The organism is Polaribacter sp. YIW18 (assembly GCF_057219325.1).
The window spans coordinates 46,419-60,392 of record NZ_JBXVVE010000004.1; the positions used below are offsets into that span (position 1 = coordinate 46,419).

Annotated in this window: 14 protein-coding genes; 11 read left to right on the top strand and 3 right to left on the bottom strand. The window is 30.2% G+C overall.

What is annotated here, in order from left to right:
* Positions 1 to 26: 26 nt before the first annotated feature.
* Genes fabV through AC2D6T_RS05670 form a run of 3 tightly spaced genes read left to right on the top strand, consistent with a single transcriptional unit; the run spans position 27 to position 2,123 of the window.
* Positions 27 to 1,220: an enoyl-ACP reductase FabV gene (fabV, locus tag AC2D6T_RS05660; RefSeq protein WP_484680774.1), complete on the top strand. Its 1,194-nt coding sequence runs from the start codon at positions 27 to 29 to the stop codon at positions 1,218 to 1,220.
* Between the two features lie 56 nt (positions 1,221 to 1,276).
* On the top strand, positions 1,277 to 1,759 hold the full coding sequence (locus AC2D6T_RS05665; RefSeq protein WP_298949261.1) for a hypothetical protein: 483 nt from the start codon (positions 1,277 to 1,279) through the stop codon (positions 1,757 to 1,759).
* On the top strand, positions 1,752 to 2,123 hold the full coding sequence (locus AC2D6T_RS05670; RefSeq protein WP_484680775.1) for a glyoxalase: 372 nt from the start codon (positions 1,752 to 1,754) through the stop codon (positions 2,121 to 2,123). Before AC2D6T_RS05665 ends, AC2D6T_RS05670 begins: the two co-directional genes overlap by 8 nt.
* 213 nt (positions 2,124 to 2,336) lie before the next feature.
* Here the strand turns inward: AC2D6T_RS05670 and AC2D6T_RS05675 are convergent, their stop codons facing one another.
* Together AC2D6T_RS05675 and AC2D6T_RS05680 are read right to left on the bottom strand one after the other, a co-directional pair.
* The gene (locus tag AC2D6T_RS05675; RefSeq protein WP_484680776.1) at positions 2,337 to 3,128 is read right to left on the bottom strand and encodes a TerC family protein; all 792 of its coding nucleotides are present in this window, start codon (positions 3,126 to 3,128) and stop codon (positions 2,337 to 2,339) included.
* A 76-nt stretch (positions 3,129 to 3,204) separates the two neighbouring features.
* On the bottom strand, positions 3,205 to 3,963 hold the full coding sequence (locus AC2D6T_RS05680; protein ID WP_484680777.1) for a sulfite exporter TauE/SafE family protein: 759 nt from the start codon (positions 3,961 to 3,963) through the stop codon (positions 3,205 to 3,207).
* 113 nt (positions 3,964 to 4,076) lie between these two features.
* Here AC2D6T_RS05680 and AC2D6T_RS05685 point away from each other — a divergent pair, with 113 nt between their 5' ends.
* The 8 genes from AC2D6T_RS05685 to acs all read left to right on the top strand — a co-directional run bounded on the left by AC2D6T_RS05685 (position 4,077) and on the right by acs (position 13,345).
* Positions 4,077 to 4,496, top strand: coding sequence for an IS1/IS1595 family N-terminal zinc-binding domain-containing protein (locus tag AC2D6T_RS05685; protein ID WP_298949254.1), 420 nt, complete (start codon positions 4,077 to 4,079; stop codon positions 4,494 to 4,496).
* 102 nt (positions 4,497 to 4,598) lie between these two features.
* A complete protein-coding gene (locus AC2D6T_RS05690) occupies positions 4,599 to 5,822 on the top strand; it encodes a hypothetical protein (protein WP_484680778.1) in 1,224 nt (407 codons plus the stop codon).
* Positions 5,823 to 5,833: 11 nt separating this feature from the next.
* Positions 5,834 to 6,094 (top strand): DUF4212 domain-containing protein, encoded by a 261-nt coding sequence (locus AC2D6T_RS05695; RefSeq protein WP_298949250.1) that lies wholly within the window; start codon positions 5,834 to 5,836, stop codon positions 6,092 to 6,094.
* Positions 6,095 to 6,125: 31 nt separating this feature from the next.
* Complete coding sequence (locus AC2D6T_RS05700) at positions 6,126 to 7,892, top strand: sodium:solute symporter family protein (RefSeq protein ID WP_298949249.1); 1,767 nt, start codon at positions 6,126 to 6,128, stop codon at positions 7,890 to 7,892.
* A gap of 246 nt (positions 7,893 to 8,138) precedes the next feature.
* On the top strand, positions 8,139 to 10,823 hold the full coding sequence (locus AC2D6T_RS05705) for an ATP-binding protein (RefSeq protein ID WP_484680779.1): 2,685 nt from the start codon (positions 8,139 to 8,141) through the stop codon (positions 10,821 to 10,823).
* A gap of 2 nt (positions 10,824 to 10,825) precedes the next feature.
* Positions 10,826 to 11,188: a response regulator transcription factor gene (locus AC2D6T_RS05710; RefSeq protein WP_298949245.1), complete on the top strand. Its 363-nt coding sequence runs from the start codon at positions 10,826 to 10,828 to the stop codon at positions 11,186 to 11,188.
* Between the two features lie 5 nt (positions 11,189 to 11,193).
* Positions 11,194 to 11,421 carry a hypothetical protein gene (locus AC2D6T_RS05715; RefSeq protein WP_484680780.1) on the top strand — a complete coding sequence of 76 codons (228 nt, stop codon included), beginning with the start codon at positions 11,194 to 11,196 and terminating at the stop codon, positions 11,419 to 11,421.
* 16 nt (positions 11,422 to 11,437) lie between these two features.
* Positions 11,438 to 13,345 (top strand): acetate--CoA ligase, encoded by a 1,908-nt coding sequence (gene acs / locus AC2D6T_RS05720; RefSeq protein ID WP_484680781.1) that lies wholly within the window; start codon positions 11,438 to 11,440, stop codon positions 13,343 to 13,345.
* 51 nt (positions 13,346 to 13,396) lie between these two features.
* Here acs and AC2D6T_RS05725 read toward each other — a convergent pair whose 3' ends face one another.
* Positions 13,397 to 13,942 (bottom strand): NUDIX hydrolase, encoded by a 546-nt coding sequence (locus AC2D6T_RS05725; RefSeq protein WP_484680782.1) that lies wholly within the window; start codon positions 13,940 to 13,942, stop codon positions 13,397 to 13,399.
* Positions 13,943 to 13,974: the final 32 nt, after the last annotated feature.

Below are 13,974 nucleotides of genomic sequence, written 5' to 3' on the forward strand. Positions count from 1 at the left end.
CTGTGAGGTCTTATAAACTGAAAAAAATGATTATAGAACCAAGAACAAGAGGCTTTATTTGTTTAACATCACACCCAACAGGTTGTGCGCAAAATGTAAAAAATCAAATAGAATATGTTAAATCAAAAGGTAAAATAAAAGGACCCAAAAAAGTATTGGTAATAGGTTCGTCAACAGGATTTGGTTTGGCGTCTAGAATCACAAGTGCATTTGGTTCAGATGCTGCAACAATTGGCGTGTTTTTCGATAAACCTGCTTCAGAAGGCAGACCAGCTTCACCTGGTTATTACAATACTGCAGCTTTTGAAAAAGAAGCACACAAAGCAGGTTTGTATGCAAAAAGTATTAATGGAGATGCTTTTTCAAACGATATAAAACAACAAGTTGTCAATTTAATTAAAGAAGACTTAGGCCAAATAGATTTGGTAATTTACAGTTTGGCTTCACCTGTTAGAACACATCCAGAAACGGGTAAACGTTACAAATCGGTTTTAAAACCAATAGGAGAAGTTTTTACCAATAAAACAGTAGATTTTCATACGGGTAAAGTATCAGAAATCTCTATAAGTCCTGCAGAAGGAGAAGATGTAGAAAATACCATTACTGTAATGGGTGGTGAAGATTGGAAAATGTGGATGGATGCCTTAAATGCAGAAAATTTACTATCTGAAGGTACAACAACTGTTGCTTATTCTTACATTGGACCAGAAGTTACCAAGCCAGTTTACAGAAACGGAACTATAGGTACAGCAAAAGATCATTTAGAAGCAACAGCTTTCGAAATTACAGACGCTTTAAAATCTGTAGGAGCTAAGGCATACGTTTCTGTAAATAAAGCATTGGTAACTCAAGCTAGTTCTGCTATTCCAGTAATTCCATTATATATTTCTTTGTTGTATAAGGTAATGAAAGAAAAAGGAACTCACGAAGGTTGTATAGAGCAAATTCAACGTTTATATAGCCAAAGATTGTTTACAGAAGGTACTATTCCTTTAGATGAAAAAGGAAGAATTAGAATTGATGATTGGGAAATGGCTGAGGATATTCAAAAAGAAGTAATTGCGCTTTGGGAGTCTGCAACCACAGAAAATCTTACTGAAATTGGAGATTTAGAAGGTTATAGCAACGATTTTTACAACCTCTTTGGTTTTAAAGTTGATGGTGTAAACTATGATGTAGATGTAAACGAAATGGTAACATTACCAAGTGAAAAGTTATAGTATAACAAATACAAAACCTCAAATATTTCTATAATTATTTGAGGTTTATTTTTTTAATGAAAGCAGTAAACATAAAACAACTTAAAGACGAACTCTCGCACAAATCTGCGAATGAGTTAAAAGAATTGTGTTTGCATTTAGCAAGATTTAAAAAAGAAAATAAAGAACTGTTAACCTATTTATTATTTGAATCTCATGACGAAGAAATTTACATTCAAACCATAAAAGAAGAGGTAGATTTACAATTTGAAGAAATAAATACAAAGAATTTTTTTTATATAAGAAAAAGCACCAGAAAAATATTAACGTCTATAAAAAAACATATTAGATACTCTAAAAAGAAAGAAACAGAAGCAGAATTGCTATTATATTTTTGTAAAAAATTAAAGGATTTTAAACCTTCTATAAAAAGAAGCACTCGTTTGCAAAATATATTTGATATGCAACTAAGAATGGCAAAAAAAGCCATGGATAAATTACATGAAGATTTGCAATATGATTTTCAATTACAAATTGATGAATTGTTAGATAATGTCTAAAGAAAGACCAATTTTAAAGGGTTTGTTTAAAGAAGGTACTACAGATGTAGAAACTTTTCAGAACCAAACTATAAGACCCATTATTAAAATGCAACATGCATTATTAATTGCCTCTTTTGTAAAGTATTTACAAAAAAGAAAAATAGATTTTAGCCGTTTAACAGTTTCAAAAAAAAATCAAAAAATTGTTACTATTTATAAAACAGATCATAATCATAAAAATATTACTCTAGGCCTAATTATTGGCCATTTTACAATTGATGAGTTTGCTTTTTACAATACAAATGCATCAGAGTTAAATAGAAGAATATTACAGATTATTAGCCAAAGATTAATAGATAGTTTTCCAGAAATTACTGCATAAAAAAGCCGCTATCGTGTTAAATAGCGGCCCATCAATCAACCAAAAAACTTCATATTTATATTAAATGCTTCATATAAAAAGAAGTATAACATCAAATTTTATAATACAAAGATACGATATAATTGTTTAATAAAATGTTAAAAAAAATAAACAAAACTGCAGTAGTGTTAAAAAAAAAGGTACTGCAAAAGAACCTTTTTTTATATGATTAGATTATTTCTGGGTCAATAATTTTTTCTGATACTTACCTTGTACAATATCAATAATAACAAGAATAGCTATTACAAAGTAAAAAGTTGTTTTGCTCATAGGTACAATTTCATTGCCAAATAGTTTTAAATGCGCTAAATGGCCACCTTCTGTTACTAGCATTATTCCTACTATAAAAAGGATAAACAGCCCTAAAACTTCATACATTCTGTTTTTAGATAGAAATATCGAAATTTTATTTGCCATTAATAACATTAACAAACCACTTACAATAATGGCAGTTGCCATCACTATAAATGCAGTAGTTTCGTTTTCTATTTCTTTGGTTAAGCCAATAGCGGCTAAAATAGAATCAAAAGAAAAAACTAAGTTCATTAAAACAATGCTAAAAATTACAGCTTTAGAAGATTTGGACCCTTTTTCTGTAGTCATTTCAGAAAACTCTAACCCTTTTGTAGAAATCATGTACCAAATTTCTTTAATGGCAGTATAAATAATAAAACCACCACCAGCTAAAACAATTAAACTATGGCCATTAAATGCAAACTTTATAATATTTTCTATTTCTCCCGTTAAAAAACTAAATGGCTTTTGAAAATATTTAATTAAAGAAACCAATATTAATAACAAAACAATACGGAGTGCAATAGCAATTAAAATCCCTACTTTACGAACCCTTTTTTGGTCGGTTTGTGGCGCCTTTTTAGACTCTAAAGAAATGTATAATAAATTATCGAAACCTAATACAGCTTGCAATAAAATTAACATGATTAACGTAAAAATTACTTGTAACATTTTCTTTTTTTATTTTGTTGATGATTCCAAATATATTTTGATTGCAATGGTTATGCAATAGAAAATGTATTTATTTCTAAAAAAGATTTTCCCAAAGAATTTTAAAACTAACAAAAGCAATTAATACTGCAGTAGTTTTTTTTAATTGAATAGGTGTAAAAAACTGGTTGCTTAACCTGTTTCCAATTTGACCACCTATAAAAACAGTAACTAATAAAATACTCGTAAGTTGCCAATTTATATAAAATTGTGGGTTGCTAATTTGCCCAAATAAACCAGCTGTAGAGTTTACTAAAATGAAAACACTTGCTGCAGCAGCAATTTTTTGGGGTGTATTCCAATTTGTAAGATGTAATAAAGGAGCTAAAAAAATACCGCCACCAATACCCACCATACCCGAGATAAAACCAATAATAGATCCGTAAAAAGCATTTTTTTTATGATTGATTTTTGCTGTTTGTTTTGATGCAATTTTTTTTGAAAGCCACATGCTTAAAGCAGCAAATAAAAGTGTAAAACCAAGTAAGATAAAAAAGAAATTTTGATTTATTTTTAAATATCCACCTAAAAAAGCAAAGGGAAGACTAAACAAAACAATAGGTAGTAATTGTCGCCAATTAATTATTTTCTGCTTTTGAAACAAATACACGTTTCCAGAGACTACCATAATGTTACATAACAAAGCTGTTGCTCTTATTTGATAAAAAGCAATACCAGTTAAAGCCAAAACAGCCAAATAGCTAGAGCCACCACCAAACCCTACAGAAGCATATAATACTGCAACTGTAAAAAAGAGTAAAATAATAAAGAAGTATTCTTGTAATACTATAAGCATTTAGTTTTTTAAAGGCTATCTAAAATACTATTTTATTTTAGAAATTAATTAATATTTTTATTATTATACAATAATATTTGCTAAATTAATATATATATGCTAATTTTATATACATGAAACTAAATAACTGTCCAAATTGTTCTTCAGACAATTGTGTTAAAAGTGGAGTTGTTAACAAAAGACAACGCTATAAATGCAAAAGTTGTAACTATTATTTTACTGTAAATAAGCTTGGAAAAAAAATAGACGATTACTTTGTAAACAAAGCATTACAACTCTATTTAGAGGGGTTAAGTTATCGAGAAATTGAACGAATACTAGGGGTGTCTCATGTTAGTATTTTAAACTGGGTAAAAAGATATGGTATAAAAAGACCACAAAATAAAAATTACCATCCTACCTATAAAATATTAAATGCCAAAGAATTAGGTTTTTACTTTCAAAATGCTGATAATTTAAAAGGAGCAGGAGTAGTAGTTACAGAGTTAGGAGATAAGTTTATGTTAATTAAATGGGAGCGATTTAAGGATTAGATATACTATTTTAACAAAAATATATATAATTTTTTTTTTAACATAAGTTTTTGATGACATTCGTCGAGTGCACAAATCAATTTTTTAATCAATCAATAACTTATGAAACAATTAACTTTAAGATTATATATTTTTCTTTCTATAGTTTCTATATCTGTATTTGCTCAAGGGTCTCCAGATTATAATGGAGGTATTAAAGTAAAGCTAGATGAAGAAGGGAAAAAATATATTAGAATTATTTCCTGGGCTCAAATTTGGGGTCAGAACAATAGCGATGCTGCTCCAACAGCAGCTAAAACCAATTTTAATTTAAGACGTGCAAGAATATTAATGTTTGCTCAAATTAATGAGAAATTTTTAATCTTAACTCACTTTGGATTAAATAGTCTAAAAGGAGCAAATATGTCTCCTTTAGGAAAAGGAGAAAACTCTCAATTATTTTTTCACGACGTCTGGGGGCAATATCAATTGGGTAAAAATCATACTATTGGAGCTGGACTGCATTATTTTAACGGTATTTCTCGTTTAAACAATCAAAGTACATTAAATATGATGACTTTAGATAACAACCGCCAATCTTGGGCAACAATAGGTTTGTCAGATCAATTTGCTAGACATTTAGGAGTTTTCTTAAAAGGAAAATTTGGAAAATTACAATATAGATTGTCAGTTAATGATGCCGTTGTAAACGGGTTGGATGCTAGAACACCAGTAAATAGTGGTGAATCTATTTATGGTGGATCAAGATTATTAGGAACCAAAGAGGCAGGAAAAACTTTTGCAGGCTATTTCGATTATCATTTTTTAGAGCAAGAATCTAATTTTTTACCATATAAAGTTGGTTCTTATTTAGGAGGAAAAAAAGTATTTAACATTGGAGCTGGTTTTTTTGCACATCCTAATGGTTCTGTAGTAGCTAATAGTGCAGGAAACTTATCAGGAGAAAATGTATCTATTTTTGCTGTTGATGCTTTTTACGACACACCACTTTCTGATGATGGTAGTGCTTTAACAGCTTATGCAGTTTATCAAAATAATAATTATGGAAAAGATTATTTATTTAGCGCATATGGAACAGGTACTATGTTATACGGCCATCTTGGGTATGTTTTAGCAGGCGATAAAAACAAAACAAGATACCAGCCTTATATTTCTTATGGAAGTAATTCTTATGATGCCACACCTAATAATCGTAATTTATTTGGTATAGGAGCAAATGCCTATTTCAGTGGTCATAATTCAAAATTAACATTAGAATATAAAAATCAAAAATTTGGAACTATAAACCAAAATACATTAACACTTCAAGCAATGATTTATCTATAAAATTAAAAAATATGTCAGAAAGTAAAAATGCAAAAAAATATTGGAAAGAAAATCTAAAGTACCTAGCCATCTTATTGGTAATCTGGTTTGTAGTTTCCTATGGATGTGGAATTCTTTTTAGAGAAGAATTAAATCAATATAGATTAGGAGGCTTTAAACTAGGTTTTTGGTTTGCCCAACAAGGATCAATTTATGTATTTGTGATACTCATTTTCGTATACGTAAGATTGATGAATAAACTAGATAAAAAATACGGTTACGATGAAGAGTAATCAAATAAAATCAACTAAAAAATAAAAAATTATGAGCGTTCAAACTTGGACTTGGATTATAGTAGGAATAACTTTTGCACTCTATTTTGGAATTGCAATTTGGGCAAGAGCAGGTTCTACAAAAGAATTTTATGTTGCTGGTGGTGGTGTTTCTCCATTAGCAAACGGAATGGCAACAGCAGCAGACTGGATGAGTGCAGCTTCATTTATATCTATGGCAGGTATTATTTCCTTTGCAGGATACGATGGTTCTGTGTATTTATTAGGTTGGACAGGAGGTTATGTACTTCTAGCACTTTTATTAGCTCCTTATCTTCGAAAATTTGGAAAATTTACCGTTCCAGATTTTATTGGAGACAGATATTATTCAAATGGAGCAAGAACAGTAGCTATAATTTGTGCGTTAATTGTATCATTTACATACGTAGCTGGTCAAATGAGAGGTGTAGGAATTGTATTCTCGCAATTTTTACAAGTAGAAATTATTTGGGGTGTAGCTATTGGTATGTGTATTGTATTGGTTTTTGCCTTTTTAGGGGGTATGAAGGGAATAACATATACGCAAGTAGCACAATATTGTGTTTTAATTTTTGCATTTATGGTGCCAGCTTTTTTTATTTCTTTTCAAATGACAGGAGATGTAATTCCTCAAATAGGAATGGGAGGCACCTTAGAAGATGGAACATATCTTTTAGATAAATTAGATAGCTTACACACACAGTTAGGTTTTAAAGAATATACAACTGGTTCTAAATCAACTTGGGATGTTTTTGCAATTACATTAGCATTAATGGTAGGTACAGCAGGATTACCTCATGTAATTGTGCGTTTTTTTACTGTACCTAAAGTAAAAGATGCACGTAAATCTGCTGGTTATGCCTTGTTTTTAATTGCAATCTTATATACAACAGCTCCAGCTATTTCAGTTTTTTCTAGAACAAACTTAATTGAAACTGTTAGTGAAACTAAATACTCTGAAATTCCTGAATGGTTTAAAAATTGGGAAAACACAGGTTTAATAGCTTGGACAGATAAAAATGGCGATGGTAAAATACAATATATTGCAGGGAATGCTTTAGATGGTAAAAAACCAGTTTACACAGAAACAAGAGGTATTTATGGCGAACGAATGATTGCGAATGCAAGTGCAGCCAGAAATGAGTTGTATGTTGATAGAGATATTATGGTTTTGGCCAACCCAGAAATTGCAGGCTTACCAAATTGGGTAATTGCGTTGGTGGCTGCAGGTGGTTTGGCAGCAGCATTATCAACAGCAGCAGGTTTGTTATTAGTAATATCAACTTCTATTTCTCATGATTTAATTAAAAAACAAATCAAACCAGATATTTCAGATAAAGGAGAGTTAATGTGGGCAAGAGCTTCAATTTTTGTAGCAATTTTAATTTCTGGATATTTTGGTATCAATCCACCAGGGTTTGTCGCCGCAACTGTAGCATTGGCTTTTGGTTTGGCAGCAGCATCCTTTTTTCCTGCAATCATACTGGGTATTTTTGATAAAAGAATGAATAAAGAGGGAGCCATTTCAGGTATGGTTGTTGGAATCATTTTAATGTTGTTTTACATGATGAAATATAAATTAGACATGTTTGGAGGAGGTACAAAAGAAGATTGGTGGTTTGGCACATCACCAGAAGGTTTTGGTACAGTTGCTATGATTGTAAATGTTGTAATTTCTTTAGTGGTTTCTAGAGTTACAGCAGCACCCCCAAAAGATGTGGTAGACATCGTAGAGAGTATTAGAATTCCTTCTGGAGCAGGAGAGGCTTCAGTACATTAACCATAAAAACCAGCACTTTTTTTAAAGTGCTGGTTTTTAAAAATAGATGAAAATTAATTTTGAAAAAAAGACACGAACAAAAATTAGTATTATTATCTTTAGGATTATTTATTGTTTTAAATATTCCTTTTTTGTTAGTATTTAATAGTGCTAATACTGTTTTTGGGGTTCCTGTTTTTTATTTTTCAATATTTATAATTTGTTTACTATCGGTTTTAATATCTTATTATATCTTAAAGCGTTTTTATGAGTAATTGGTTGCTAACCTTAATAATACTTTTTTATTTAGGGTTGCTTTTTTATGTAGCCTATTTTGTAGAAAAAAAGACCAAGAATAAGTGGTTAAATAGCCCATTTATTTACGCTTTGTCTTTTGCTGTATATTGCTCTGCATGGACTTATTATGGTAGTATTGGCGTTGCTGCCAATAAAGGGGTAAATTTCTTAACCATTTATTTAGGACCAGTCATCGCAGCACCCTTATGGATTATTGTTTTAAGAAAAGTAGTTCGTATTTCTAAGCAACATAAAATATCATCGTTAGCAGACTTTATCTCATTACGTTATGGTAAAAACAGGTTTTTAGGAGCTTTAGTCACTTTAATTTGTCTTGCTGGTATTTTACCCTATTTGTCACTGCAATTAAAAGCAATTTCAGAAACTTTTAAAATAATGACAACTAAAAGCAATTATGAATCAGGTTCAATTTTTGATGATTCTACATTTTATATCGCTTTAATTTTAGCCGTTTTTGCTGCGTTTTTTGGAACACAAACTACAGATGCATCGCAAAAACACAGAGGAATTATTGTTTCAATTGCTTTAGAATCTGTTTTAAAATTAGTCTTTTTTCTAATTATAGGTATTTATGTTACATATTATTTATTTGATGGAATGTCAGATATTATCACTCAATTTTCTACAACTAAAAATTTTAATAGGGTTGTTACTCTAGGAGGTTTAGAAGAAGGGTTTAATTGGTTTTTTACCATTATGTTGTCATTTATAGCTATTTTTTTATTACCAAGACAATTTCAAGTTTCTGTTTTAGAAATTAACAAAGAAAGGCATATTAAAACAGCTATTTGGGTATTCCCACTGTATCTTTTATTATTTAATATTTTTGTTGTTTTTATAGCTTATGCAGGTAAAATTAATTTAGGAGATACTGTAAATGCCGAGTATTTCTCTCTACTACTTCCATTAAGTCAAGGGCATACATTTTTGGCAACCTTGGTTTTTTTTGGTGGTTTATCTGCAGTGATTTCTATGGTGATTATTTCATCATTGGCATTATCTATTATGATAAGTAATAACCTTATAATTCCTTATGGGTTTTTATCAAAATTTAGTAAAAGTAAATCTGATGAAAATAATAGGTTCATTAAAAATATTAGACGATTCGCTATTTTCTTTATTATTATTGTAGCTTATGCTTTTTATTACAATTTTTCTGTTCAACTTTCATTGTACTCTATAGGTTTAACAGCTTTTGTTGTTATTGCACAATTGGCTCCATCATTTTTTATCGGTTTATTCTGGAATAGAGGGGCCTCAAAAGGTGCAATTATTGGTATTATTGGTGGGTTTTTAGTTGCTTTTTATACATTATTATTGCCATTTACTATAGAGGCAATTACTGGTGATACAAGCTTTGTAGAAAATGGGTTATTTTCTGTAAACCTTTTAAAACCTCATGCTTTATTTGGAATTGATTTTTTATCACCAGCTGCACACGCCTTTTTTTGGAGTTTTAGTGTAAACATATTTTTGTATATCTATTTTTCTTTAAATACAGTTGGTAATTATAGAGAACGAAATTATGCTGAAATGTTTGTGGATAGTAAAAACTTTTCAGAGTTACAAGATGGTGCTTATGTGTGGAAAGGTGAAGCTTATGTAGACGATATAAGAGACGTTTTAAATCGTTTTTTAGGAATAAATAAAACAGAAAAAGCGCTTAGAATCTTTTTTAAAAAATATAAAATACCCGAAAACACAAAACTTGCAGATGCAAGGCTTATTAATTTTTCAGAACAATTATTAACAGGTACTATTGGTTCTGCATCAGCAAAAATGTTAATTTCTAATGTAGTAAAAGAAGAAGAATTAAGCTTGTTAGAAGTGCTTAAAGTGTTAGAAGAATCTAAAGAGGCTATTGCACAAAGTAAAATGTTAGAAGAAAAATCTAAAGAACTTTCAACATTAGCAAGGCAACTAAAAAATGCAAATAAAGAATTAATTGAAAATGATTTGCAAAAAGATGAATTTTTAGACACAGTAGCACATGAGCTTAAAACACCATTAACGGGTATTAGAGCATCAACAGAATTATTGTTAGATGATGTAGAAATGCCATCAGAAATGAAAGATAAGTTTTTAAACAATATGCTTCAAGACTCTGAACGGTTATCAAGATTGATTAATAATATTCTTGATTTCGAAAAGCTGGCTACAAATCGTCAAGAGTTAAATTTTAAAGTTAATGATATAAGCAAGACAATAGCAAAAACTGTAAAGGCGTTACAGACCAATGCAAATAAAAAAAGGATTACGATTAAGCAATTAAATAATTATATTTTTAAATTAAAATATGATGAAGATAGAATAGTACAAGTACTTGTCAACCTTATTTCTAACGCTATTAAGTTTTGTCCAGAGGAAACAGGAGAAATAAAAATTGATTATCGATTAGGGAATGATAATATCGAAATTTCTGTTTCTGATAACGGAAAAGGAATTCCAAAAGAAGATCAAGATTTTATTTTTAATAAATTTTATCAGTCAAAAAACCAAAACATTATAAAACCAGAAGGTACAGGTTTAGGACTAGCGATTAGCAAAAGAATTATTGAAAAACATAACGGTAAAATATGGTTGCACAAAACCAGTGAAAATGGTACAGAAATTAAAGTAAAACTGCCTATATAAAGATGAAAAAGATATTAATTGTAGATGATGAACCCAATATTGTAATGACCTTAGAATATGCGTTTAAAAAAAAGAATTTTCAAGTTTTTATTGCTAGAGATGGTAGTGAAGCATTAGAAATAATAAAAACTGAAATTCCTGATGTAATTCTTTTAGATGTTATGATGCCAAAAGTAGATGGGTATAAAACCATTGAACATATTAAAAAAAATAAACTTTTAAAAGAAACAAAAGTAGTATTTCTATCTGCTAAAAGTAAAACTTCAGACATTCAAAAAGGTTTAGAATTAGGAGCTGATAAATATTTTACAAAACCATTTTCTATTCGAAAAATAGTGTTAGAAGTAAATGAATTAATCAATTAAAAAACATGAAATTATCATTAAATTCATTAGCATCAGATATTTTTATTACCATTTATGTGGTAATAACTTTATTTATTCGATTTAAGTTTGAACATAATAATTATGCTGTTAGTCCAGGATTATCTTTAATTTTTGGATTATGTTGTGTAGCCGTTTTATGGTCATTAATTAAATTGAAAATTTTAAATCCAAATTGGTTTGGATTATTTAAAACATCAAAAAAAAATCAATAACTAAAAATTAAATAATATGAGTAATTATCATATAAAAAACTTTCCAGAATATTATCACGTTTACAGAAACTCAGTTAGAGAACCAGAAACGTTTTGGGAAGAAATAGCAGAAGAACACTTTGTATGGAGAAAAAAGTGGGATAAAGTATTAGAATGGGATTTTAGCAAACCAGAAATAAAATGGTTTGAAGGTGCTCAATTAAATATTACAGAAAACTGTATAGATAGGCATTTAGCTACAAGAGGAGATAAAACAGCCATTCTTTTTGAACCTAACAATCCAGAGGAAGAGGCGCAGCATATTACCTATAATCAACTTTCAGAAAAAGTAAATCAGTTTGCAAACGTTTTAAAAGAAAATGGTATCAAAAAAGGAGATCGTGTTTGTATTTATGTACCTATGATACCCGAATTGGCCATTGCAACTCTAGCTTGTGCAAGAATTGGAGCCATACATTCTGTAGTTTTTGCAGGTTTTTCTGCAACAGCTTTATCTACAAGAATTAACGATGCAGACTGTAAAATGGTTATCACATCAGATGGTTCTTACAGAGGGTCTAAAACCATCGATTTAAAAGGTATTGTAGATGAGGCATTAGAATCTTGTGCTTCTGTAAAAACTGTTTTGGTGGCTAAAAGAATCAATTCAGATATCAACATGAAAGTAGGACGTGACAAATGGTTACAACCGTTATTAGACAAGGCTTCTACAGTTTGTAAAGCAGAGGTTATGGAAGCAGAAGATCCCTTGTTTATTTTATATACCTCAGGTTCAACTGGTTCTCCAAAAGGAATGGTGCACACTACAGCTGGCTATATGATATATACAGCTTATACCTTTAAAAATGCATTTCAATATAGAGAAAATGATGTTTATTGGTGTACAGCAGATATTGGTTGGATTACTGGGCATTCTTACATTGTGTATGGTCCTTTAGCAAATGGAGCAACTACAGTGCTATTTGAAGGAGTACCAAGTTATCCAGATTTTGGTCGTTTTTGGGAAATTGTACAAAAGCACAAGGTCAATCAATTTTATACGGCACCTACAGCTATTAGGGCCTTGGCCAAACACGGTACAGAGTTGGTAGATAAATATGATTTATCTTCTTTAAAAGTACTAGGTTCTGTTGGAGAGCCAATAAATGAAGAAGCTTGGCACTGGTATAATGATACCATTGGAAAAAAGAAAAGTCCAATTATAGATACTTGGTGGCAAACAGAAACAGGAGGAATGATGATTACGCCAATTCCGTTTGTAACCCCAACAAAACCAACCTATGCAACATTACCATTTATTGGAATTCAACCTTGTTTGATGGATGAAAATGGACAAGAACTAAAAGGAAATCAAGTAGAAGGTCGATTGTGTATTAAATATCCTTGGCCAAGTATGGCAAGAACCATTTGGGGAAACCATCAACGTTATAAAGAAACCTATTTTTCTGCTTATGAAAACACCTATTTTACGGGTGATGGTGCTTTACGTGATGAAGTTGGTTATTACAGAATTACGGGTAGAGTAGATGATGTAATTATTGTTTCTGGTCATAATTTAGGAACTGCACCTATTGAAGACGCCATTAATGAACATCCAGCTGTGGCTGAATCTGCAATTGTTGGTTTTCCTCATGATATAAAAGGAAGTGCTTTATATGGTTATATTACTTTAAAAGATTTAGGAGAAAGTAGAGATCATACTAATTTAAGTAAAGAAATCAATCAATTAATTTCAGATAAAATTGGACCTATTGCCAAATTGGATAAAATTCAATTTACAGAAGGGTTGCCAAAAACGCGTTCAGGTAAAATTATGAGACGTATTTTACGTAAAATAGCTTCCAGTGAAATGGATAATTTAGGTGATACAAGTACCTTATTAAATCCAGAAGTGGTTCAAAAAATTATTGATAATAGACTGTAAGATCTAGAATTAAATTACTCTCTTAAAAGGAAGTCGAAATTTTTTTTTGAGTTATTTTGTTAGTTGCGTAATAATTTTTTTATAAACAGTTACATAATACTCATGAAACCTTGGAAGCAATACGTTTTCAAGGTTTTTTGTATTTTTTAAAACAGCTAAATTAAAAAGTTGAATGCCATCAACTTCTTCTACTTGCATTTTTAAGTTGGCAATAGGTTCTTTTAATTCAGCAATAAATACATGATGATGCTCATTATCTTGAATTCCGTTTGCATGTGTTACTTGATGAATTCTTGTACCGATTTTAATCAACTCATTAGCATTTAAAACCAAACCAATTTCTTCAAAAACCTCTCTTTTAGCAGCAGATAAAATAGTTTCTCCAGCAGCAATATGGCCTGCAACAGAAATATCCCACAAACCAGGAAACACTTTTTTGGTTAAAGCTCTTTTTTGGAGTAGTATTTTTTCATCTTTAGTAAACAACCAAATATGCACAGTGGCATGAAACCAACCACTTTTATGAGCTTCAGATTTTAAAGCCCTTTTTCCTGTGGATTTTCCTTCTGGAGTTAAAATGTCTATAAGTTCATCCATAGTGATAAATTAAAAATTATGAATTACGAATT